This window comes from Micromonospora sp. WMMD1155, from assembly GCF_029581275.1.
Lineage (GTDB): Bacteria > Actinomycetota > Actinomycetes > Mycobacteriales > Micromonosporaceae > Micromonospora.
Genome location: NZ_CP120742.1, coordinates 5,043,738 through 5,066,977, shown reverse-complemented (window position 1 = coordinate 5,066,977; position 23,240 = coordinate 5,043,738). Strand labels below are relative to the sequence as shown.

The 23,240-nt window shown below is 67.2% G+C and carries 20 protein-coding genes and 1 pseudogene; 3 read left to right on the top strand and 18 right to left on the bottom strand.

The genetic code is table 11. The features are described from left to right. Positions 1-29: 29 nt before the first annotated feature. Positions 30-605, bottom strand: a complete 576-nt coding sequence (locus O7617_RS23255; protein ID WP_282258123.1) for a hypothetical protein — start codon at positions 603-605, stop codon at positions 30-32. A 1,494-nt stretch (positions 606-2,099) separates the two neighbouring features. On the opposite strand from O7617_RS23255, the gene O7617_RS23250 reads away from it, so the two are divergent. Continuing rightward, a complete protein-coding gene (locus O7617_RS23250) occupies positions 2,100-2,507 on the top strand; it encodes a hypothetical protein (protein ID WP_282258122.1) in 408 nt (135 codons plus the stop codon). 781 nt (positions 2,508-3,288) lie between these two features. Here the strand turns inward: O7617_RS23250 and O7617_RS23245 are convergent. From O7617_RS23245 to O7617_RS23235, 3 genes are read right to left on the bottom strand one after another with little or no spacing between them, the layout of a single operon-like run. Beyond that, positions 3,289-4,119, bottom strand: a complete 831-nt coding sequence (locus O7617_RS23245) for an SAM-dependent methyltransferase (RefSeq protein WP_282258121.1) — start codon at positions 4,117-4,119, stop codon at positions 3,289-3,291. Positions 4,120-4,127: 8 nt separating this feature from the next. Next, positions 4,128-5,357, bottom strand: a complete 1,230-nt coding sequence (locus O7617_RS23240) for an MAB_1171c family putative transporter (RefSeq protein ID WP_282258119.1) — start codon at positions 5,355-5,357, stop codon at positions 4,128-4,130. Between the two features lie 12 nt (positions 5,358-5,369). After that, complete coding sequence (locus O7617_RS23235; RefSeq protein WP_282258117.1) at positions 5,370-5,849, bottom strand: hypothetical protein; 480 nt, start codon at positions 5,847-5,849, stop codon at positions 5,370-5,372. 327 nt (positions 5,850-6,176) lie between these two features. On the opposite strand from O7617_RS23235, the gene O7617_RS23230 reads away from it, so the two are divergent. After that, positions 6,177-6,794 carry a phosphoesterase PA-phosphatase gene (locus O7617_RS23230; protein WP_282258115.1) on the top strand — a complete coding sequence of 206 codons (618 nt, stop codon included), beginning with the start codon at positions 6,177-6,179 and terminating at the stop codon, positions 6,792-6,794. Between the two features lie 51 nt (positions 6,795-6,845). On the opposite strand, the gene O7617_RS23225 is transcribed toward O7617_RS23230, so the two are convergent. Then, positions 6,846-7,310: a helix-turn-helix transcriptional regulator gene (locus O7617_RS23225; RefSeq protein ID WP_282264845.1), complete on the bottom strand. Its 465-nt coding sequence runs from the start codon at positions 7,308-7,310 to the stop codon at positions 6,846-6,848. Between the two features lie 578 nt (positions 7,311-7,888). Between O7617_RS23225 and O7617_RS23220 the strand changes: the two are divergent. After that, positions 7,889-8,737: pseudogene (locus O7617_RS23220) on the top strand (DUF6545 domain-containing protein); the annotation flags it as partial. Positions 8,738-8,746: 9 nt separating this feature from the next. Here O7617_RS23220 and O7617_RS33490 read toward each other — a convergent pair. From O7617_RS33490 to O7617_RS23155, 13 genes are all read right to left on the bottom strand, one after another. Beyond that, a complete protein-coding gene (locus tag O7617_RS33490) occupies positions 8,747-11,293 on the bottom strand; it encodes an EAL domain-containing protein (protein ID WP_348774148.1) in 2,547 nt (848 codons plus the stop codon). Between the two features lie 524 nt (positions 11,294-11,817). Beyond that, positions 11,818-12,552 (bottom strand): methyltransferase domain-containing protein, encoded by a 735-nt coding sequence (locus O7617_RS23210; protein ID WP_282264844.1) that lies wholly within the window; start codon positions 12,550-12,552, stop codon positions 11,818-11,820. Between the two features lie 19 nt (positions 12,553-12,571). After that, positions 12,572-13,435 carry a hypothetical protein gene (locus tag O7617_RS23205; protein WP_282258113.1) on the bottom strand — a complete coding sequence of 288 codons (864 nt, stop codon included), beginning with the start codon at positions 13,433-13,435 and terminating at the stop codon, positions 12,572-12,574. Between the two features lie 185 nt (positions 13,436-13,620). Next, positions 13,621-13,866 (bottom strand): hypothetical protein, encoded by a 246-nt coding sequence (locus O7617_RS23200; protein ID WP_282258112.1) that lies wholly within the window; start codon positions 13,864-13,866, stop codon positions 13,621-13,623. Continuing rightward, positions 13,863-14,126, bottom strand: a complete 264-nt coding sequence (locus tag O7617_RS23195) for a hypothetical protein (RefSeq protein WP_282258111.1) — start codon at positions 14,124-14,126, stop codon at positions 13,863-13,865. Before O7617_RS23195 ends, O7617_RS23200 begins: the two co-directional genes overlap by 4 nt. Further along, positions 14,116-15,654, bottom strand: a complete 1,539-nt coding sequence (locus O7617_RS23190) for an ATP-binding cassette domain-containing protein (RefSeq protein ID WP_282258110.1) — start codon at positions 15,652-15,654, stop codon at positions 14,116-14,118. Before O7617_RS23190 ends, O7617_RS23195 begins: the two co-directional genes overlap by 11 nt. Positions 15,655-15,793: 139 nt before the next feature. Next, positions 15,794-16,816, bottom strand: a complete 1,023-nt coding sequence (locus O7617_RS23185) for a branched-chain amino acid ABC transporter permease (RefSeq protein ID WP_282258109.1) — start codon at positions 16,814-16,816, stop codon at positions 15,794-15,796. Then, positions 16,813-17,691 carry a branched-chain amino acid ABC transporter permease gene (locus tag O7617_RS23180; protein WP_282258108.1) on the bottom strand — a complete coding sequence of 293 codons (879 nt, stop codon included), beginning with the start codon at positions 17,689-17,691 and terminating at the stop codon, positions 16,813-16,815. Before O7617_RS23180 ends, O7617_RS23185 begins: the two co-directional genes overlap by 4 nt. 33 nt (positions 17,692-17,724) lie before the next feature. Then, entirely contained in the window at positions 17,725-18,549 is an 825-nt protein-coding gene (locus O7617_RS23175; protein WP_282258107.1) for a class I SAM-dependent methyltransferase, read from the bottom strand. Positions 18,550-18,559: 10 nt separating this feature from the next. Next, entirely contained in the window at positions 18,560-19,759 is a 1,200-nt protein-coding gene (locus O7617_RS23170; RefSeq protein WP_282258106.1) for an ABC transporter substrate-binding protein, read from the bottom strand. An 8-nt stretch (positions 19,760-19,767) separates the two neighbouring features. After that, positions 19,768-20,358, bottom strand: a complete 591-nt coding sequence (locus O7617_RS23165; protein WP_282258105.1) for an ATP/GTP-binding protein — start codon at positions 20,356-20,358, stop codon at positions 19,768-19,770. A gap of 74 nt (positions 20,359-20,432) precedes the next feature. Beyond that, positions 20,433-20,849 carry a roadblock/LC7 domain-containing protein gene (locus tag O7617_RS23160; RefSeq protein ID WP_348774147.1) on the bottom strand — a complete coding sequence of 139 codons (417 nt, stop codon included), beginning with the start codon at positions 20,847-20,849 and terminating at the stop codon, positions 20,433-20,435. Then, on the bottom strand, positions 20,846-23,230 hold the full coding sequence (locus O7617_RS23155; protein WP_282258104.1) for a sensor histidine kinase: 2,385 nt from the start codon (positions 23,228-23,230) through the stop codon (positions 20,846-20,848). Before O7617_RS23155 ends, O7617_RS23160 begins: the two co-directional genes overlap by 4 nt. Positions 23,231-23,240 lie beyond the last annotated feature (10 nt).

The following is a 23,240-nucleotide window of genomic DNA, read 5'->3' as shown; positions in this document are numbered from 1 at the left end:
CGCGCAGAGGCGCTTCGGGCGGCGGGAGCTCAGCCGTGTAGGCCGGACAGGGCGGCACTCGCGACCCGTGTCAGGCGATCCACCAGATCGCCTGGCATGGCGGCGCCGGGACGCAGCGGGGCAGCGCCGAGGGTCAGGTACAGGTTGTTGTCGTAGACCACGACGTGTGTGCCGGTCAGCTCATCGGTGTAGCTGTAGGCGCCAGCACCCAGACCAGCGATGTCGCTCATCGGGCCGCTGTCCTGTTGGACGCCGCGCAGTCCCTCGTACATGATGTGGCCCGAGGCCGGGCCGCCGACCGTAGCCAGCAGCGTCACCACGGCCCCTCCGGGCGACTTTCCAAGGGCCATTGCGCACGTCATGTTGGCGGTAGCGCCAACCTGCCGTACCTCGTCCTGCTGGTAACCGGGCTCGCCGAAGACTTCCCGCAGCGGCGCAGGGTCCAGCACCTCACAGGCCTTATCGATTCGACGGTAAATCACTCCACCCGCCGCCGAAGAAGCCGACAAGCCAGCACCCGCGGTGGTGGACGGGCTGCCGGGGACGGAGGTCGTTGCCGGCGTCGGCTCGGATTGGGCGCAGGCACCAAGAGTGAGCATCGTCATCGTCGCCAGCCAGATTCCGGCAAGACGGCGGAGTTGGCGTCGTCGAGAGCGACGGCTCGTCGCTTGCGAGAGGGCTAAGTTCCAACGCAGATCCATAATGCGCAGCGCACCTATCCGGGGGGTGCAGGAATAGCCAGTTCGCACAGTTGCGCGAACGGTTGACGATGGCCCCTCCCCCCGTTTCGGGGACCATGCCAAGCACGTCAAATTCAGCACGCGATGGGGGCCGTGTCCACATATGCGGCCACCCCTAGCCGATTCTCAACGCAGCCGTCAGCTCCGACAACACCGCCTTGTGCTGCGGAAATGGGTCGCAAACGCGATCGGCTACATCAACAGGATCTAGTTCGATCCGCCTCGCTCCGCTAGCGTTCCGAATCGGCTAGAACACAGCCGAACAAACGCGCCCATCTTCCACACGGGCGCCATCAACGGGGGAGCATTCTGTGAGACACCAACAGGTCCGCAACGTTCAACGCTTCGCTTTCGTCCTGGCCGGACTACTCGCCGGAGGCGTCGCACTGGCTGCGCCTGCCTCGGCGGAGCCCACCCCGGCCAGCACCACCTCCGCAGTGGCCCCAGCCAGGCCGAAGCCGGACCGGTCCAATGCCGATACCGAGCCGCCGCCACCTGACCCCACCGCGAGCCAGGAGCCCAGGCCGACCGAGCCACCGCCTGATCGGGAGCCAACCACTCCCCCGCCCGACCCTGAGCCCACCACACCACCCCCCGGGCCCGAGCCGAGCAAGCCGCCAACGAAGTCGCCGCCGGCACCAAAACCGACCCGCAGCTCTCCTGCGTCATCGACGGGCCCGACCGACGGCGAAGACTCGACGGCGCGGTATGACAAACCGGGGAGAGACACGAACTCCGCTGACGGGCCATCTGGTCCGTCGCTGCCCGTTACGGGCTCGGCCGTTGCCCCGATCGTAGGAATCGGGGCAACGGCCCTGGTCGCCGGCATCGGTTTGGTCGCAGCCGGTCGTCGCCGACGAACCGACTGACCGCCGGGAACACCGAACTTCCGTATCCGAGCGTCCACGCGATTCAGGAGGGTAACCAGTGACAGAGCAGCACCCGGACCAGGCGATCTGGCCGACAGCACAGGATGACGTGCCGGCTGACGCGCCTGGCCGGGCGCCAGCCCTGACACCGACATCTCCTCCACCAGGAGCCGATAGCATTGGTGGCGTCGCCGCAGCAAGCGCACGCTCGCACACGTCAGCAAACGCGACACTCGAGTCCGAAACCAGGCGAAGGTTGCGACGACCGGTACTCGTTGTAGCCGCCGCCCTCGCGGTTCTCGGAGCTGTTGTCATCACTCTGGGTCGCGGGCTATGGACCGGTTCACCGCAGCCGCAGACTCCGGCCACAGCTCATCCTGAGCATCCGGCAACCCGTGGTGATCTCTTTACTCAGCGCCAAGCCGTCGTGAATAAGGGCCGGTTCCCGTCACCGGTGGTTGCTGAGTTCGCGGCCCCCTGGCTGGGCGACGTGAGCGATTGCATCGCCGACACCAGCACCGGCGGCCCTCAGGCCGGCACCGGAGAGCAGAGCCGCACCCGTTGCGCTGCCGGCATCGTCACCACCTACTGGATCTCCTACCGCACGATCGCCGACCGAGACGCCGCGCAGGCGAGATACGCCGCCCAGGCCGCCAACGCCCCACAACTCACTCCCGGCGCCACCCCACCCACTACCCGCAGCACCAGCTCGCACGACGCCTACTACATCGAGTACGCATACAAGGTTCCTTCCGGCCCGCAAGCCGGACACAGCATCGCAGCAATCTGGTGGAGCGATGCCAACAAGCCAATCGCCGGAGTCTTCCTGGCCTACTGGACTGAGGGCCTCGGTTCAACATGGACCCCGCTGCGCGACCTCTGGAGCCGGGCCATCTGAGCGTCAGGACGGTGCCGCGGTCCGGTGCGCAAGCGGCCACCGCCCAGCCGCGATCTCCGCCAGCGCTCGATGCAACCCACCGACCGGCACAACCGCCTCCGCTGCCGCACCCGGCACAGGCAGTAGCACCTGAAGGCAGCTTTGGCAGAGAGATCCTTCACCCCAGACCGCAGAGGCCCGGCGACTATAAGGCCCCCGGGAATGCTCTAGCCGGCCCCGAACGACAGCAAGCACCGTCGCAGGTACACCCACCATCGCAAGCAAGCTCATAACAAAGCCGGCTGCCGCCCTCTCGTCCGCAGAGCCCGCTGTGGCGCCGAAGGCGAGGAAGAACAGCAGGACCGCACACACCGCGGACACCGCCCACGGCAGCCGAGACGACCTCGGCTGCGCAGGCGGTCGAACCTGATGCCCCAACGTGCTCGCCGACACCGTGACGCTGCGCCCAACCGCTACGAAGCCGCGGGCGCCATACGTGGTGCGGGTCCGCGCCACTCGTATCCCAGCCGCGTAGATGGCAGGTAACGGTCGCCGGCTGTTGAGCTGCCCGCAGTTGGGGCATCCCGAACCATGACTCATGAAGGCGATTATGACCGAAGCCACCGACACCTGGCCTAGCTCATCGCGTCGACGAGGGACGGGAGAGCGCCAAGCCTCAAATCCCCGCCGGTCGCGGCTCCCTCGTCACCACGTCATCGACCGGACAGCTTCGGTCCCACGGAGGCACCTCGACCAATACCGGTACCTGGCTGGTCACACCGGCACTTCCGGCGATCAGACGTCAGCGCGTAGCGACGGCTCCGTGCATCGGCGACCGAGTCGGTGCAGTGGCGTAGGGGTCAGGCCCACTCAACTCTGGACGCCAATCGCTGAGCGGCACCAGTCCGGGTGCCATAATGGTGAAGTCACCAAACAGGGCGCCGAGCTGCGCGTCCGTTCGGAGTGTAATTTCGGTGGCCGCCTGCGCTTTGAACACACTCTTTGCCGTGGAGACGGTTGTCTCGTCATAGGCGTCGGTCACGTCTGCGGCGCTCAGGTGCGAAATGACCATCGCGCTTCCGGGAGCAAGCTGGTCTCGGATGGGTGCGATAACGGCATCTATCCGATTGTCGGGCACTTGCTGGAGCACCGCGCAGTAGAGCACTGCGACTGGCCTGTTCAGGTCAATCACCGTTGCCAGGTCACTGTCGGTGAGGGTGTCCAGTAGAAGCTCAGGCTGGGTGAAGTCGCCTTCCAGCGCGCGGTGCGGGCCGCCCATCAGGATTTCATTGGATGCGACGACCGCGACGGGGTCGATGTCGACGTAGAGCACCCGGCTGTCTGGAGCGATTGCTTGCGCGACCTCGTGAACGTTACCTTGAGTAGGAATGCCCGAGCCTAGGTCGAGGAATTGCCGGATGCCGGTCTCGGCCAGCACATGTACGGCTCGGCGCAGGAACAGGCGATTCGACCAGGCAATATCCCGAGCCTCTGGGACGGCCTGCAGGAGCTGATGCGCGGCCGCCCGATCAGCGGGAAAGTTCCTCTCACCACCGAGAAGGTAGTCGTAGATACGGGCGACGGTGGCGCGACCGAAGTCGACGCTGCCGGCAGCTGTCCGCTGGTCAGTCAAGATTTCTCCTACTTTCGATTCGCGGGCACTGCCGCCGCGCTATTGGAATCCCTTGCCAGCAGCTCGTCGAGCGCGTCGGACACTAAGGCCAGCCGCTGCGCATCGGCCTCAATATCCGGATGTGAAACAAGCGATTCCTGCGGCTCCAGACCGGGCTCATCCTGCAGTTCCGGTCCGGCTTTTGCCGGTGAATTGAGCCTCCGCATGGCGGCTAGAATTGCCGCCGCCTCGCCAGCCGCAGCAGCCCGGTCGAAGCTGTAGCCGGCGCCTGCCGCACTTCGCTTCGCCTCAGCAATGACTCCTGCGTCCAGCGGGCCGAGCGCTTGTAGGCCGTCGGCAATCTCTACGCATCGCCGATATAAGTGCTGCCCGGCGCTCAGCAGTACACCTTTGGCCCGCTCGGGTCTACGAGGAGGGTCAAGCGCGATAGTAGGCGTTGCCTGGAAGAGGACGTACCACAGTGGATGTAGTCGCCGATACAGGCGACGTCGTCGGGGCAGCGCTCGCACCGCATCAGCGAATTTCCATGCGGATGAAAATACGAGACTGATGCACACTAGCGGCAACGCTAACGTGATTAGCGCCTGCGACACGATCGGTTCAGACCACGGGGGATCGATGCCTCGCAGCTTCAAGGCAATGAAGAGACCTTTGTGCACTACGTATCCGGCACCGAAAGTGGCGCCAATCGCGAGCAGCCTCATACTCACACGCAGCCGTCGCTCGGCGAACTTCGCGTAGCGGATCGACATTCGCAAAATGTCGCCAATTGCCACAGCTAGGCAAATCAAATAACCCAGCATATAAACGCCGATTTCCGGCAGTTCCGCATACCTCTCCGCGAAATGCAGAGGTTCGGATACAGGGACGTCGGCCGCCGCAAACATGGCTACCATCAGACAAAGTACGGCGGTAAGCAGCACCAACCGGACCCGGAGCCGGCGCGGAGCCTTCTCCGGGTCACCGAGGTATAGAAACAAGATCTGCACCGCAGCAGCCACTACCAGAACGGAGCCGTTCTCCAGGATCTTCGTGACGTTCGGTATACCGGTGGCTTGATCGACTGCGGCATACACCGGCGCCCAGCCCACGATGACGGCCACTGCGCAGCCAAGGCAGATTGCCACGCTCGCCTGAATTTTGGGATCATCAGGGTCTCGCCTCAGCGCTCCGAGCTTGATCAGAAACGCCGCCATAGCGAGCACCGCTGTGACTATATGACCGATCGCCACCAGCATGTTGGGCCCCGTTTAGTCCGTCAAAGCCGCAGCGATGCGATACACCACTGCGGCGGCGTCTTCGTGAAGGCCAGCGACGTTGACAACATCCCCTAGGCCATCCAACCGCGCCCCGAGGTATGTCGCGACCACCTCAGCGTCTCGCTCCTGCTGCTGGTCATAGGTCCTTGGCGATCGAGCCATGACAGAGTCGACGCCCTCGACGCTGAACACTTCAGCCATGACCCCGCCGGCCCCGTCTATTACAGGACTGCCTATGTGATCCAGTGCCATATGCATGAGCTCGTGCAGGAGGGTCTGCACCTCCAAGACCATGGACGTCGCCCTGCTGTAGAGGACGTAGTCCGTTTCGGGCGTCGCCACCCACAGGCCGCACGGCAGGGTCGAGGTCTGAGATGTCATCGCGACCAGCTGGATCGGCCGGTCTCGTGCAGCCTCCAGTGCCGCGATCAAGGACTGGACCGTCAACGGCACGGGCAGCTCAACCGCCACCCGACGGAGCAACCACTCAGCCCGGCGCTCTTGCCGCCGCCACATACCTTCACCTCCTGAGGCGGGCACGCCGAGGCACACCGCGCGCCGAGCAGCGCCCCGGCCCCACTAAGTGGCCGCTCAGTGACTACGCTCAAGAGCCGACCACAATAGTGGCGAGACGCTAAGGGGGCAGCATAGCCACCAACACGCTCCGGAGGCACCCCCTCTACCGCTTGCAGCCATGGAACTTCCACAAACCAGTGTCCTGAAGCATCGCCAAACGGGGCGAATCGCACCTCGCCCGCCCCGCTGAGATGAGGGCGCGTCCACGGAGAGGCCTACTCCTTGAACGTAACGATCGACCTGCCCCAGCGCCCCAACCTCACCGACAGAGTGGCGCGCGTAGCGACAGAGTTGTTCGCTCCGACCGTTCTCACGGGTGCTATGCCGATCGTCATCGGGATCCAAAGTGCAGCCACCGCTCGCCTCGGACTCGCCTGGGGCCTGATGGCTGCGCTGTTCTGCTCGGTCTTTCCGAGGTGCGTCGTCTGGCTCGGTGTCCGTCGGGGTCAGCTCACCGACCGGCACGTCGGGCTCAGAGAGCAGCGCCGAGCACCAATGGTGTGGGGTTTGTTGTCGGTCCTGGGCGGACTTGCGGTATTGATTGGCTTCGGCGCGCCCCGTCCGTTGACGGCCTTGGTCGTCGCGACGTTCGCCATCGGACTGACCTTGACCGCGGTCAACCTTGTCTGGAAGATCAGCGTGCACGCAGCAGTCGCCGCTGGTTCGGCCGCCGTGCTGGTGAGCGTGTTTGGTCCACCGCTGCTGCTTCTCGCTGTCCCGGTTGTTGCCCTTATCGGCTGGTCCCGCATCCGGCTGCGCGACCACACGCCTGCTCAGGTGTTGGCTGGCACCGGCGCGGGCCTGGTCATCTCGATGCCGATATTCCTGGTGCTGGCTTGACCGACGGCGCGTCCACGCCGACCAGGAGCGTTGCCGTTTAGTTCAGGCGTGTCAGGTGGAACCGGGTCGACCGCCGCGACGCGGCGGGGGGTTCCGCCGCGCCTCCAAAGCGGCAACCTGCTCAACAATCGCCCGCAAGGTAGCCCTTGGCATGCCGGGAGGTAGGTTTCGCGCCAGGACTGTGATCTGAGCGAGGTCAGGGTCCGCCTCGGGAGCCGAAGCATGGTCCGCAGGCTCGGCCGAGTCGAAAAAGTAACTCGGACTAACACCCCAGAAGTCAGCCAGACGCTGGATGTTCTTCATGGTGGGGTTGTCCCGCTCGCCGCTCAAAAGATAGTTCAAATAGGACACCGACAGGCCGGTGGCGGCGGAGACCTCCTCCGGCGTGAACTTCTTCTCCGTGTCCTTCTTCAGGCGTTCGTCGAACAGAGCTTGGAGTCGACCCGCGAACGTGGAGCCTCCAGACCCTGGCCCAGCCGAAGGGTGCGACCCTGGTCCACCCCCAGAGTCCGTCATGGTCACTCCCCAGCTCCTCGACGCGCCACTATCGTGGACAAAGTGAATTTTCGACCACAACAGTTGCGGAGCCGTACCGCCCGGTGCGAAGCTTGCCGGGCACGGCCACTGATGTGGCAGTGACACGGTATCGGACAACCATAGTGTTACAACAGGTGTCCGTTGTTTCGACACCTGGCGGAACCGGCGATGCCGGATCGGAGACGGGCAGCGCATCTAAAAGCGAGATCGGGGGGATGCGCGATGCGCGCCAGAGAGCCTGCGCCAGGCAGAAGTCCGCGGGGCGCATGCCTCCGCGGTTGCCGTCACGCGGCACCCCTGCGTCGAAGCGAGCTGGCGTCAGTGGCCTCGGAGCAGCAGACTTCGGGGCCACTGCCGATCCTGGCCGACGCTCCTGGCAGCGACTTGCAACAGCACCACACGTGGCACAGGGGGAGTCGCGCTCCTTCCCAGTACGTTGTCCCCGCAGACCGTCGCGCTGAGCGGCTTCACCTGAGCATTGGACGGCCGTCTTCACATCGCCGGCGACCGTCGCTGGGGCTCTGGTTACACACTGACTGTGATGCCAGGAGGCCCACATGATCTGGGCACGGGGCCGTATCGCACGTCGCCTGCGGAATGCCGGGCTGCCGCCTCCGCCCGCTCCATACACCGTCGATGCATGGTGCGAGGCTATCGCCCACGGCCGAGGCCGCCCGATCCACCTTCGCGGCGAACGCCTCGGCATGGACCTCCCCTCTGCGTTTCTCATCAAGCTCGAGCACGCAGACATCATCATTGTTGACTCGGCCCTACCGATGCTGCCTCGGACGCAAGGCATCCTGCACGAGCTGGCTCACCTTGTCCTCAACCACAGTGGCGACGCCCTGCATGCCGAGGTCGACCCAGCCGTTGAGGCTGAAGCGGAGCTGGCGGCGGACCTGCTCTTCCAGCGGCTGTCCAATGCTGCGACGGTCGCCTGCGGGGCAATGACCTCCAGCACCGCCAACTCGATCCGTAGCCAGCGGCGGTGGTGGCCAACGAGTTGGTGGACCGATCGCCAGATGGACTGGCAGGTCAACCAGCTGTGGATGACCCTACGAGCGGGCATGCCCGAGGCCGCAATCATTACCACCACTACTACTGAGAAGGTCCCGGTAGAAATTGGCGGCAGCCGCCAGCGATACCGGCGGGTCGTTGAAGTGCACGAGGCATTGCGGTTGCTGCGCCCGTGGTACTCGCGGCAGGTACACGACAGCGCGACCCAGCGTGCCCAGCGCTATCAACTGGATGCCACCAGCACGGCTGCGGTGGTTGAGGCGGCTCAGGTGGCAGTGGCGCTACGGCGCCATCAAACAGAGCCGCCCTCGGACGATGTTCCACGGTTACCTCAGCGACGGCTTGCCGCATACGACATTCGCGCGGAGGCCCGCCGCCTGGCGCTGGTGGGTCTTGCGCTACATGACTCCCCCCTCGTCGCTGCGGAACTCGCTCGCTGGAGCCCGGTGGCCTACGGCTCGCGGCCCGAGGAACCTGGGTCCACGGCCTTCGATAGTTTCCCGATCACCCCGCTGAACAGGGCTGTGACTCGAAACGGCTGGGCCGGCGCGGCGTAGACGGAGCGGCAGGACCTGCGCTCCAGCGGCGTCCAAACCTGACGGCTGCCAGAGGGCCGCGTGATCCCTGATCTGGGAGGGGAACATCTCGCCGCCGAAATGCGGGCCGCTTCCGAGGGCGCAACCGAGAGCAGCTAGTTCGCGTCGCTCGTCGTCGCTGACGATGCCCGGTGCGATGACTGCTAGGTCGAGATCGATCGCTAGGTCAACGGCCGCGCGGATTACCGACCGCGCGGGGCGCCAACCCGCGTCCAGCGCGTAGGCCGGGTGCACTCGGAGAAAGTGCCACGGTGCCGCGTTCAGCGATTCAATGCTCCGTGTGCTACTGCCGTAGTCCTCTAACAGCAGCCGGACACCCAAATGACGGAGTTGCTCCGAGGCATCGCCGGGAGGCAGATCCGCTGGCTGGCCTAGTGCGAGCACGAGCGAGGAGCCTGCCGGGCTGCCTTGCAGCGCCTCTCGCAACCCATCGACGAACCGGGGTGTCACGGCGCGGGCGGGGATCGGCACGACCAGCGCAGCGTGCGGGAGCGCGTTCCGCCACGTCGCGGCGGCGGCTATCGATCGGGTCAGCACGGTTCTCGCGAAACCCTCCAACGCGTCTTGGTCGTCAAGGAGTTGGTACGCATACCCGTCGGCGGCAAGCACGTCATAGCGCGAGTACAGCCAACGGGGCACGGACTGAACCATCGTGATGCTGCCGCCGGCCAGATCAACGATAGGTTCGAAGGAGATCGACATGCGTGCGCCTTCGAGCTCTCGTGCGAGCGGAACGCTCTGAATCGGGCCAGCCTGATACGTGACCAAACGGTCTTGGCCTTGCCGGATGGCCCACCACATCACCCGCTCCGCCGCGTCGAGAAGAGCGTTGGCTTCTTCGGGGGCGCCTGAGGTCATGCCTGCGCTCACCCGGACCGTCAGCAGCGAGCCTCCGATGTGGATGGGCCGGCGCAGGGTTGCCACGGCGTAGCACGCCCGCTGGTAGGCGCCCATATCTGTCGTAGCCCACATCACGAGTGCGAACTCCGCGTCGCCAACCCGGGCGACCTCCGACGCGTCTCTCGATGCGCGACTGAGCCGTGTCGCCAGCTCGTTCAGCAGGACGAGAGCGCTATCGCGACCAACCGCGTCAGCCAGGAACTCGTAGTTCTCTAGCCGGATTGCCACCACGTGACAGGTGTCGGCAGCCTTCTCAGCAACCCGGGTGAGCAGCGTCGCCCGGTTCGGCATGCCGGTGTCGCGGTCATGATGCGCCTCGTGCCTCATCAAGGCGTAGGCATGCGCGATGTCCAGGCTCGTCGACAGCGTCGCCGAAAACGCCCGCAGGGTCGAGCGCTCGCGAGCGGACAACCTGTCGCGAGGACCCCGGAGGTACAGTCTCAGCGTGCCTTGCAGGCCCGTCGTCTTGGCGCCAATCTCGTGCGCGATCGGCAGCGGGGGGCCGGCGGCGTACACAGGGACTTCTGCCGCCGGACCGTCGAACACCACCGCCGCGTCGCGATCGGCACGAACCAACCGCCCGCTGCCCGCAATCTCGATGTCCGCCGCCTGAGCACCGAAGAGCTTCACCGCCCCGGCAGCCGCGGTCCGGATCACGACATCGATGTCCCGGCTGGCCAAGGCATCGCTCAGCACAGCGAGGTGCTCCCACGCGCGCCGTTCCTCGCGGATCCGAAGGCGATGTGTCAGCACCAAGTGCAGGACTAGCATCGCGGCGGGCAAAGCTATCAATGCCCGCATATCGAGGCCGGTGAGAACCGAAACCACGCCTGCCGTGCCGACTTCAGCGAAGCCCACGATCAGTCGTGTACGCCACATGTAGCGCAGAACCGTCAGGACGGGACGTCCAGTAGCCAGCGTCGCTGCGGCCGTCGTGACTATTTCCTGTAGAGCTAGCACCGCGATCCCTGCGACAAGGAATCCAAGTACGTAGATTTGCCAACGGGAAGTTGCCAGCCCCGAGTCCTCGAATCTCGGTCGTATACCGAAGGCGTGCATAGTTACGGCGGCCAGCACAGCAGCTACGACATCCATGCTGGCGTTGTGAATAGCTTTATGGACGCCGGCGGAACGAGGGTATCGCGTGATCATTCGAGCCACCGTGACGCCTACAGCTGCGCAAAGAATCACCCACGGCACAGGCAAGACCGATGCGCACAACAGGCTCGCCGTCGGCGTCAGCGTGATTCGAAAAGGAATACGGGGCGGCACAGGCGCCGAAAAAATGGCACCGACAGCCATCACGGCCGCGCCCATTACTAGGTACACTAAGTAATACGGCGTCGGTTGACGTAGGTTTATCGTCGCCCACAGAACGCTTGAGAGCGCCGCCGCAAAGACTGTGATCGTCAGCAGTACCAGCGCTCGCTCGCGTCGTCGGGATGACATCAATCATTCCCCCGTATTCATCAACTCCAGCCCTCTCTGGAACAGATAGACCACATTAACAGGTCGAGCCCACCTTAGTCCCACTCAACGCCCTTGCGCATGGCTGAACCCCCTCTCTCACGGCTTTATAACGGGTTGGAACATATGACCGCCCTAGGCCATTATCAACTGCAAAGAGTCGTTTTCGTCACCTATCGCGCACTGGGACGCATCGACGTAACGAAAAGCAACGCTTGGAAACTCGGGAGTGAGCGTTGATGGCTCAGCGCTACCTTCCAGCCACAATCTGTTCGTCACCACTCCTGAATCCAACAGCCGCGTCACTCCGCGCCACAGCCGAACGACACAGAGGCATGGACGTGGGATCCAGGAGGGGATCGGTCCGCCGCTTGGGCAACGACCGGGGCGATGCGCGGGCCAGGTTGCCCGCGGTGGTTCGTGGGTGTGGCCGGCGGCGGGTCGGGGGACGGCCCGCCGCCGGCCACGTAGGTCGCCGCTCTGCTTGTTTGGCAGGGACGACCGGCTTAGGTGACTGGCGGTTGCGGGGGTTTGCGGGCGGTGGTGGAGGCGAATTGGTAGGCGCGCACGAGGACGCTCGGGTCGCCCATCAGCTCGCCAAATCGCTCCAGATCCTCGGGAGATAGGCCCTCGCTGAGGAGATAGTCGGCCAGCTGGGTCGCGTGCTCGGCGTAGAGCTGGCAGCCGGCGGTGCCGCCGGCCCACGTGTCGGCGAGCCATCGGGTGTGGACCCTCTCGAAGCCGTTGCCGAGCAGCAGTGAAGCGCTGCTGTGGCCCCAGTTCAGGTCGACGCCTTGGACGGTGAGACCGTCGAGGATGGTGCGGATGACGTGGTTGATGAACACGCTGTCGGCGTCGGTGGGCGCGTATACGGCAACCGGGGCGGTGACGATGTCGACGAGGGCGAGGTGTCCGCCGGGCCGGAGCGCGGTGATCAAGTTGTGGAGGAGCTGCTGGCGGTTCGGTAGGTGCGCCAGGACGCAGCGGGCGACGACGACGTGGAGGCTAGCTGTCTGAACCGGCAGCTGTTGGGTGCGCAGGTCCCGCTGGAAGACGTCAAGCACACCGGTGGGGTCGAGGGTCGGTAGGTCGGCGTCGACGGAGATGACCTTCCCGCTGCGGCCGACACGGTCACACAGGTGCCTCGCGGTCGAGCCGGTGCCGCCGCCCACGTCAAGGACGGTCTGCCCCGTCATGAGGTCTATGCGGGTCAATTCGGCGAGGATGATCGGGTCCACCATCTCCTGCAACGGGCCCATCTCACGGGGGCGTTGGTGCGGGACGGGTAGCACTTCGGGCGAATGAACGGCCACTGTTTACCTCCTCGTGGCGTGGGTCGTGGCATGTCAAACAGCTGGGACGGCGGGCCCAGGCCAGCTGGATCTCGGATGGGCTTGCGGCGATCGCGGCGGTGGCTTTGTTGATCGCGTGGTGGGGTTCCCAGTAGCGGTCAGGCGAGTGGGTGTGGGTGAGGTAGAGGCGGTAGAAGCCGACTTGCCACCCGATCGGTGCGCGGACGGCACCTTCGTAGGCGAGGACCTCGCCGGTGGTGGCGTGCAGGATCAGCAGATCGCGGCTGTCCTGATCGGCCGCCGTGATGCCAATGCCGCTGCGACCTGCACGATCGGTCACCCGCGAGTAGAAGGTAAATCCGCGGATGTGGTCGAGAGCAATGAGCGCGGTGGTGCGTCCGGCTTGTCGAGGGCTGTGCCAGCAAGCGAGCAGGGCAAGTCCTCGGAGCGCGGCCTGGGGGTCGGTGTGATCGGGAGAGCCCACAAGGAGGTCTCGGAAGCCGCTCTCGCTGTCGGCGAACGGATCACCGGGGCTGAGCCGGAGGTTGTCACCCGGCAGCCAGTAGTCCGAGGTGACCTCTACGGTCCCGCGTGGGTACGTCGTCGTGAGTGCCGCACCGGATCGGTCGTCGGCGTGCCACTGAACGACGTCTCGCAGAGCGGGGGGAAAGTCCGGCGAACTCCACTGGCGGTAGTGGACAACGTTGAACGTGCCCGCCGAGAGATCGCAGCTACTTTCGGATGGGCGGTTGATCAGGTCGCGGAGGCGAGTCGCCGGCGGGTGAGGGAACCACAATCGGGTCTGCCCTGCGATCTCCATGTCATTGGCCATCTCCTTCAGCTCGGCAGGAGTGGCGTTGCGGGGTGTTCCGCACTGCCCCGCGTGGTCACGGGTTGATCCGGCCGGTCGGGTGGCGCAGTCCGGCACCGGGCTGGTGGCCAGGAGCAGGACGCTGACCCCGACGGCGGCGCGGACGAGCGGCGCTGGGCGCCCGGAGGGCCGCTGGCAACGCGTGATCATGGCAGGGTGTCTTCCTTCTCCGGGGCCGCCGGTCTGTGCTGGGCGATGGATCGTTGGGCCCAGTGGGCGTACTCGCAGGGGGCGGGTTTGAGCTGGTGGTAGTCGGTGCGGCAGCCGTGGCAAAAGCCGTCGACGTCACGGTGGGCGGCCAGTACCGCGCGAGCAGCGTCGAGGAAATCGCGTGCCTGCCCGGGCGCGGCCAGACGGCGGACGTTGGGCCGGTCGCCGTGGGGGATGCTCATGGTGGGCTGTGCGGCAGAGGCGGAAGTGAGGGTTCCTTGTCGATCCACTCCGGGTCGGCGTTATGCAGGCGGGCCACGCTGGCGGGGCTGGCGCACATGGTGAAAAGGGTGTGGCCACCGCGGTTGCTGAAACCGACGGCGGTCCCATCGGGCAGCGCAAGCCCCCAGCCCACGATCGTCGGTCGGCCCTCGTCGTCGGGATAGTCGAGAAGCGCGAAGCGGCTCGGGGCCGACGTCATATCAAGGTCCTCAGTGTCCATGCGCGGCTCCTGACGGGGTGACGCCGAGCAGTTCGCCGAGGCGGCGACCAAAAGGCTCGACCGGGTAGGTGGTGACGGTGGTCAGTGCGACCTGCCCGTGATCGAGGACGACAACGTGGTCGGCGAGAGGCAGGGCGAACGTGAGATTCTGCTCGGCGATCACGACGCCGACACCCTGGGCGGCGATCGCGCTGATCGCGGTAGCGATCTGCCGCACGACGGCGGGCGCGAGGCCCTCGGACGGCTCGTCCAGGAGCAGCACGCGGGGGCGGGTCAGCAGGGCTCGCGCGAGCGCGAGCATCTGTTGTTCGCCGCCGGACAGGTGCGCGGCGTGGTGCTTGAGGCGTGCCCGCAGCGCGGGTAGAAGGGCGAGGACGTCTTCTCGGCTCCAGGGGTGGCCGGTGTCGCCGCCCCGACGGGATGCCGCCCGCGCGACGGTGAGGTGCTCGTCGACGGTCAAGTTGAACAACCGCCGGCCCTGCGGCACGAGGCTCAGCCGGGCCTGGGCGATCCGGTGCACGTCGGCGGGTAGCGGGCGTCCGCCGAGCGTGATGGTGGTGGGCCGCATCGGCGGTACGAGTCCGGCTAGGGCGTTGAGCACGGTGGTCTTGCCGGCGCCGTTGCGACCCAGCAGCGCCAGAATCTGCCCCTCTGATAGGTCAAGGTCGACGTCCTGTACTGCGGGCGCGCCCTGGTAGCCGGCCCGTAGTCCGCGAACACGCAGCAGCGGTCGCCGCCCGTTGCCGTCGGGTTTGGCTGCGGTCGGGGCTGGCGCGTCGCTGGCGGGGGTGGTGCTGAGGTAGGCGGCCTGGACGGCAGGATCAGCGCGGATCGCGTCCGGGGTGCCCGTGGCGACGTGGTGGCCGTGGTGCAGGACGGTGACGGTGTCCGCGACCTCCCAGACGAGCTCAAGGTGGTGATCGATCAGCAGAACCGTGACCTCCGGGGGAAGCGCCCGGATGGTCTGCACGAGCTGCGCGACGTCGCCAGGGTCGAGACCGGCCGACGGTTCGTCGAGCAGCAGCAGCCGCGGCGTGGTGGCGAGCGCGACCACCAGCTCCAGGTGCCGACGCACTCCGTACGGCAGGGTCCCGGCAGGCTGGTGGGCGTATTTGGCGAGTCCGGCCGTGTGAAGGACCGCGTGCGCGTGGTCGGTGAAAGCGCCGCATCGGATGCGACCGGACCGGGCGCTGGGCGGGGTGCGGCGGCCGATGGCCAGGGCGACGTTGGCGGCGGCGGAGAGCCGATCGAACACCGCCGGGTGTTGGAAGGTGCGGCCGATGCCCCGGCGGGCGCGGGCCGCCGGGCCGAGGCGGGTCACGTCATGACCATTGAGGAGGACCCGGCCGCTGGTCGGGCGCACGCTGCCGGCGATGATCCCGAACAGGGTGCTTTTGCCCGCTCCGTTGGCGCCGATGACGGCGTGCCGGGCCCCGGCGGGCAGGGTGAGGCTGACGTCGTGCAGGGCCTGCAGTCCGCCGTAGCGGCGGCCCACCGCGTCAAGGCGCAGGATTGTCACGACCACCACCGCCGGGAACCTGCCAGGACAGCGATCAGCGGTGGGGGTGCCGCGGTCTTGGGTCGCGGAAGGCGGGTTTTGCGGCCTCCGCTGAATTCGAAGGACGACCCGGTCGGGTAAGGACATTGCTGTGTCTTCGGGTGAATGCTCACGACGGTGTCCCTCCGATGGGTGTGGGGCGCAGGCGTGTGGCGAGGTACCCGGCGATTGGGCGGCCGTAGGCGACGGCGAGGAACAAGGCGCCGAGCAGGGCGGGGGCGTGGCCGCCGGTGGCGCCGCCGATCAGGTCGCGGGCGGCGACCACGGCGATCGCCCCTGCGACGGCGCCGGTCATGGTGCCGGTGCCGATCGCGGCGGCCAGGAGTGCGACGGCGGCGATCTCGAAGCCCAGGTCGGCGGGCGATACGTACCGGTTGACCGCGACGAGGAGCGCCCCGCCGGCTCCCGCGAGCGCGCCGGCCGCGGTGTACCCGGCGGCGAGCTCGACGGTGACGTGGTGGCCGAGGGCGGCCATGCGGGTTTCGTGGTCGGCGCAGCCGCGCAGGATCAGGGCGAGGCGGGAGCGCATCAGCACCGCCACGGCCGCGGCGAGCAGGCTGAAGCAGCCCAGCGTGTACCAGTAGACGTATCCGGCGCCGGTCAGCGGCGCGGTGCCGGGCCAGACGGTGACCGGTGGGGTGTGTATGCCTTCGTCGCCGCCGGTGACGGTGCTCCACTGCCCGGCGGTGGTCGCGGCGAGGCTCTGCACCGCGAAGGTCACCATCAAGAATGCGGTAGCGCGGGCCCGCAGCACCAGCGGAGCCGTCGCGGCAGCCGTGATCGCCCCCGCTACCGCTGCGGCGGCGAGCTGCACGGGCCCGAGGGTGAGGCCCGCCTCAGCGAGCAGTGCCGCGGTGTAGGCGCCGACCCCGAGGTAGGCGGCCTGGCCGAACGACGGCAGGCCGGCAACACCGACGAGGAGTTGGGTGCTCATTGCCAGCACCGCGAGGACCAGCGCCGTGCTGGCCAGAGACACGGTGTACGCGTCGGTCAGAGCGGGCAGCAGCAGCGCACCGAGGCCGACGCACACGGCGAGACCTGCCCGGACCCAGGGTCGCCGGCGGTCGGCGGCCGGCGGTGTCGTCTGATGTGCCGGCGCCGTAGCGCTGGCGGCAGCGGTGTCGGTGGTCATGCTTGCCTCACGACGGTCGGTGCCGCGACCTGGCCGCGAATCACGAGGACGGCGAACAGCGCACCGAACAGGGCGAACGGGGCCAGGGCAGGCGCGGCGAGCACGCCGAGGGTTTGCACCTGACCAACCAGCAGCGCCGCCGCGAGAGTCGCGGGGATCGAGCCAGCGCCGCCCAGGACGACGACGATCAGCGACAACACCAGCACGCTGGTGTCGACCCCGGGGGCGGGGCCGAGCAGGGGCGCACCAAGCACCCCGGCGATGACAGCGAGCGCACCGCCGACGGCGAGGGCGCCCACCCGCACCCGGCCTGTTTGGATACCGGTGGCGGCTGCCATCCCCGGGTCGGAGACGGTGGCCCGCAGCATTAGACCCGCCGTGGTGCGCCGGACCGCCCAGTGCAGGGTGACTGCCGCCGCGGCGGCGACGGCGATGAACACGAGCCGGTAGACCGGGTAGCCGCGTCCGAGGATGTCGACGCGGCCGGCGAGGACCATCGGCGGGTCGGCGGGCAGCGACGTCGCACCGAATACGCTGGTGAACCCGTCTGCGGCGAGGAACGCGATGCCGAGCGTGGCGAGGGCTTGGTCGAGGTGTCCCCGCCCGGCCAGCGGGCGTAGCGCCGCAGCCAAGGCAGCACCGCCGACGGCACCTGCTGCTATGCCGGCGGCGAGGGCGACGAGGAGGCCGAGCATGCTGCCGTCGGTGAGCAGGTAGGCGAGGTAGGCGCCGAGGAGGTAGAGCGTGCCGTGGGCCATGTTGAGTACGTCCATTACGCCGAAGACCAGCGCCAGGCCGGCGGCCACGACGAACAGCAGCAGCCCGAAGGCCACTCCGTCCAGCGCGGTCACCGCGTACGTTGCTACCTGCCCCACGGCACGCCCCCCTTTCTCCTCACGTGGTCTGGCTCAGTCCTCGGCCCGGCGGCCGACGCTGGTGACCATCGGGTACGACCACGCGAGGGTTCCCGGGTCGTCCATTCCGTCGCGCAGCGTCCGTAGCTGCTCGACGCTCACCCCGCGCGCGAGCAACGCGGACTCCATCTGGCGGCTGTTGCTGGCGTGCAGCAGGCAGCCGGCTTCACCGCCGGTCCATAGCCGGTTGTGCACCTCGGCCTCGACGTCGACCAAGCCGGCGTCGCGCATGGCCACCGGCGCCCGATGCGCCCAGCTGGCGGAGGCGCCGTTGTCGACGGCCAGGCCCACCAGCGCCGTCTGAAACGCCACGAACGCCTCCGCGAGGCCGGCCGGGCCGCGCAGCAGCATCTCGTCGAGGTGGGTGCAGTCCCAGTCAGAGACCACCAGCACCCCGCCGGGCCGGAGCGCCGCGACAGCTCGCCGCAACACCTGCTCGCGCTGGGGCAGGTGCATCAGCAGCAGCCGGGCGTGCACGAGGTCGTACGCGCCGTCGCCGAGGTCGAGGGTGGTGACGTCTCCGGTGCGCACGTCGATCAGCTCGTGGGTGGCCACGTGTCGGGGGTCGGCGTCGACGGCGACGACCCGCCCGGCGGGGCTGACCTGGTCGGCGAGCCACCGGGCGACGCTGCCAGCGCCGGTGCCCAGGTCGAGGCACCGCCACCCGGATTCCACCCCGCTGCGGGCGAGTACGTCGGTGGAGTGCACGTCGAGGATCTCGGCGAGCAACTTCACCTGCCGGGCGGCGTCGGTGCTGGCGTTGTCAAAGGTGTACCGGCCGTCGACGGCCGTGGTGTCGGTGTCGGATGCTGCGGTCATCAGATGGCTCCTAGCTGCCGAGGGTGGTCAGGTTCTGCACGACGACGTTGGCGCGGGCGCGGCCGTCGTTCTCGACTCTGCGCAGGTACCAGGGCTGGATTGGGCTGTGGTTGGTGCCGAAGCGCCACTGGCCGCGCGGGCTGTCGATGGCGCCGAGCTGTCCGATCGCCGTGTTGATCGACTGGCTGGTTGGCTTCTTGCCAGCGGCGGCGATGGCTTGGTCGAGGACGAGCGCGGCGTCGTAGCCGGTGAGGTTGTAGAGGTTCGGTGCGGCCTGGTGCCTCTGCTGGTAGGCCGGCGCGAACGCCCGGTTTGCGGCGTTGTCGAGGTTCGCGGCGTAGTTCAGCACCGTCTGCACCCCGTCAGCGGCAGCCCCTTCAGCCGCGAGGACGCTGCCCTCGGTAAGGAACCCCGCCGCGTATAGCGGGATTTTGCCCTTGAGCCCGGCCTGCGCGTACTGCTGCACGAACTGGACGGCGGCGGTCCCGGCGTAGAAGCAGTAGACCGCTTTTGCGTCCGTGTCGGCGATCTTGTTGAGGTACGGCAGGAAGTTCGTCGTGGCCGGCCACGGCGTCCAGGCCGGCTTACCTCCATCGTTGGCGAGCTTCCCGCCGGCCTTCGTGAAGGCGTCGACGAACCCGCCGATCTGGTCGTAGCCACCCTGATAGTCCGGGCCGATCACGTAGACCGGCCCTGGCACCGCAGTACGCACGTGCCCGGCGATTGCCTCCCCGGTCTCTCGCGACAGCCACGAGGTGTGCCAGATGTAGGCGACGTTGGTCAGCGTCGACGGCCGCCCACCGGTGCCAACGAACGGGATCTTTTTCTCGGTGACCAGCGTTTTGATGGACTCGACGGCGTCGGCGCTGCCGGTTCCGGCGATGACGGCGACCTTGTCCTTGTCGAGTAGCTTGCGGGCGGCGTTGAGCGCGGACTGCTTGCCCTCGGCCTCGTCGGCGGTGATGACCTGCACCGGGTGGCCGCCGAGCTTCCCGCCGTGGGTGTCGAGGTAGAGCTGCCAACCCTTGGCCAGGTCATCGCCGATGGCCTTGTACGGGCCGGACTGCGGCAACATCAGACCGATGCGAATCGTGTCGCCGGTGGCGCTGCCGTTGTCGAGGCTTGAGCCGGAACAACCGGCCAGCGCGGCGAGCATGCTCACCGCGGTGATGGTGGCGAGCAGACGGGTGGGGTGTCGTCGGCGGTTCACGGGGCTCCTCATCGGGGTTGGGGATGGGTGTCGACGCGGGCACGTCGCAGGGCGATGACGTGCTCGACCAGGACGATGAGCGTCTGGCGGACCTGCGCGCGGTCGCGGGCGTCGCCGTGCAGCAGCGGGACCGTGTCCGGCACGTTGAGCGCCTGGCGCAGCTCCCCGTCGCCGAATCGGGGCGCCCCGGGGAACGTGTTGATCGCGACGGCGTACGGCAATTGCTGCTCGTCGAAGTAGTCGATGGCGGCGTAGCAGTCATCGAGGCGGCGGGTGTCGCTCAGGACGATCGCGCCGAGGGCACCTCTGCACACTTCGTCCCACATGAACCAGAACCGGTCCTGACCGGGAGTGCCGAACAGGTAGAGGATCAGCGATTCGTCGATGGTGATCCGGCCGAAGTCCATCGCGACGGTCGTCGTTGTCTTGCCCGGCACGGCGGCGGTGTCGTCCACCCCCACACTGGCGGTCGTCATGACCGCCTCGGTGCGCAGGGGCGTGATCTCGGAGATCGCGCCGACGAAGGTGGTCTTACCGGCACCGAACCCGCCAGCCACCACGATCTTCGCGGAGCTGACCCGCCGCTCGCCGCTCGCCATGGGCTGCTCGGCATTGGTGATGGACGGCGACGGGTGGTGAAGCTGAACCGTTCCCACCGGTTGTTGGGGACCCGTCATGCCTGCGGCGTGGGTCGCTGGTCCGGCGTCAGCGCGCCACCGACCCGGTTGATCAACATGGCCATCTCGTAGACGACCTGGCCCATGTCCGCGTCGCTGTTGGCCAGCACGGTCAGCACCGAGCCGTCACTAATCGACATAATGGCTACCCGACCCTCGACCATGTCGACGACCGTCTGCTCCACCGTGCCACCCATCAGAAGCTTGGCCATTCCGTTGGTCAGGCTGGCCAGGCCGGCGGTGCAGGCGGCGAGCTGGTCGGCGTTGTCTTCCGATAGCTTCGCGCTCTTGGCGATCAGCAGCCCGTCGGTGGACACCGCGATGGCGTGTGCGATTCCCGGGGTGGCGCACAGGTGGTCGAGGAGAAAGCCCCACTGGTCTTGCCTCGGCGGGTGAATCATCGGGCGTGTCATCGGGGAGGCTCCTCCGAAAGTGAGTGATGAGTACGTCGCCCGGCAGCGCCGAGCGCTTGATCGACCGCCGCCATCCGGCGACGCATCGCGTCAGGGTCACGTGGCTGCGGGAGCGTCCGACGGGTTTGCGCAGGGATGGTCGGGATGACCCTGCGGCCCGGCCGACGTACCGGTAGTCCACGCAAGGTCACCTCACCTTCGGGCTGACGTGAGGCGGCGACTGCGGCCTCCGCGGCTACTCGCCACTGCTCAGGCACCGTCGGTCTGGCCCCGGTCGAAGCGTCCTCAGCCCTGGCGAACCAGGAATGATCCGGATCACGCAGCACCTGCTCAAAGATCGCCAACGGCGGTGGTGGCCCTGCCGCTGGTGTCGCTGTTGAGGGCGGCGTCGCGAACATGGGAGGCCAGGCCGGGGGCGGGGGTCCTCCGACCGGCGGCACCGAGCGAGTCGACACCGCGGGAAGCTCTCTGGTGCGTTCGTCGATCACGGCAAGTGGTAGTGCTGGCGATACCGCCGGCCTTTCCGCCGCTGATCTGCCGAAGTGATGCGATGGAACGGTGACGTCGACGCTGGTGCCCTTATCGTGTTCCGATCGGATCTCGACCTTGATTCCGAGACGCTCAGCGATTCGGCCAACCACCGGCAGGCCCATCTGCTCAGTCGTCGTGCTGTCCATCCGATGCGGATACGCCAAGCGATCCCGGGCCGCCTGCAGGGCCGCCTCGCGCATCCCGATGCCAACATCACGTACCTGGATGTGCAGGAGATCTCCGAGACGGCAGCCCTCCACCATGACCGGTGTGTCCGGCGGGGAGTACCGGGCAGCGTTGTCGATCAACTCGGCGATCAGGTGCATCAGCTCTTCGGCCACATCCCGACCCACCACCACGTCGCCGTCAACAAACCCGAGGTGCACCCTCTTGTAGTCGTCGACCTCCCCGCCGGCGGCGCGCAACAGATCCGGCAGCGCAAGAGCTTCGGGTCGCGAACGGCCAGCGCGACCGCCAGCGAGAACCTGCAGGTTGGCCACCATCCGACGGATCAGCGTCGCGACGTGATCAAGATCGAACAACTTCTTCAACCGATCCGGGTCTTCCTCGTCACGCTCCAAGGCGTCCAGGCTGACCATCATCCGATCAGCGCGTGACTGCAGCCGACGCGCCAGCGACAGGATGAACGCCCCCACGGTTCCGCGAAGCGCCGCCTGCTCGCCCGCGATTCGTACCGCTTCTCGAACGACAGTGTTGAATGCATCGGTGACTTCGCCCACCTCGTCAGTCCCATGCACAGGGATCGGCGCAGCTGCTTCAGCCATCAACCGCTCGACCGTGGTCGGCTCAAGCTCGCTGCGGTTGAGTTCGGCGACCATCCGCGGCAACCGATCCGCCGCGACCGCAATGGCGCCCGCCCGCAACCCATGCAAGGAACCAGTCATCGACCGGGTGACCCACCACCCAACCGCCACCATCAATCCCATGCACGCGAGCACAGCCCCCGACAGCGTGAGAATGCTGCGTCGCTGCTCATCGCGCTGGCGGGTCACCGAAGTCAGCAACTCGGCGTTGAGGTCCTGCTCGGCGGAATGAAGAAGATCCATGCGGGAGCCCACGACTGCCGCCCAGCCGGAGGCACTGGCACCCAGGCGCAGCGGTGCGCCCGGTGCCGCACGCACGACCAGGCCCTGCAAACGCTCGGCCTGGAGCACCTCTTTACCGCTCAGGCGGGCGTTAACCCGGGCTTGCCACCGCGCTGGTGCGAGAGTGCGAAACGCAGTCATTGCCTCGACGAAGCCGACGTCCGCGCTGACGATCTCCTGCTGACCCGCCGACGTCAGCTGCCCTGCGCCCACCGACCGCACGACAGCGACCTGCATCAAACCCAGCGACTCGATCGCCTGAGACAAGGCGGAACCAGCCCGAAGGTCGTTGCCCGTCTCCGAGTCGACGCCCACCTGCGATAGCCCCTGCCGGTAGGCAACGAGGTCGGCCACCACCGCGCGGTATCGGAACACGACCAAGCTACTGATCGCGTCTGGCCCGGCCTGTACCTGCTGGCGCAACGACCCCAGACTCGCCAACTGATCCTCGATCCGCCGCAGCGGCTCCTGCAGGCTTTGGGGTGCCCGCACACCCTGCCGCGCTGCGCCGAACTCCTGGGCAATGAGGTCCGTCAGCCGAGCCTGCCGGCGATAGTCCTCCACCGCTGGCGCATTGCTGCCACGCGCGAAGACCAAGGCCGCGGCAACCCGCTCACGCTGCAGCTGCGCGACGAACTGACTCGCTGTCCCGCCCAACGCCACGAGCTGCCGCGCCTGCTCGGCCTGCGACGCGGCCGAGGCTGCACCCGCCGCCGAAACACCCGTCAGCGCGAGAGTCGCCATAACGGGGAGA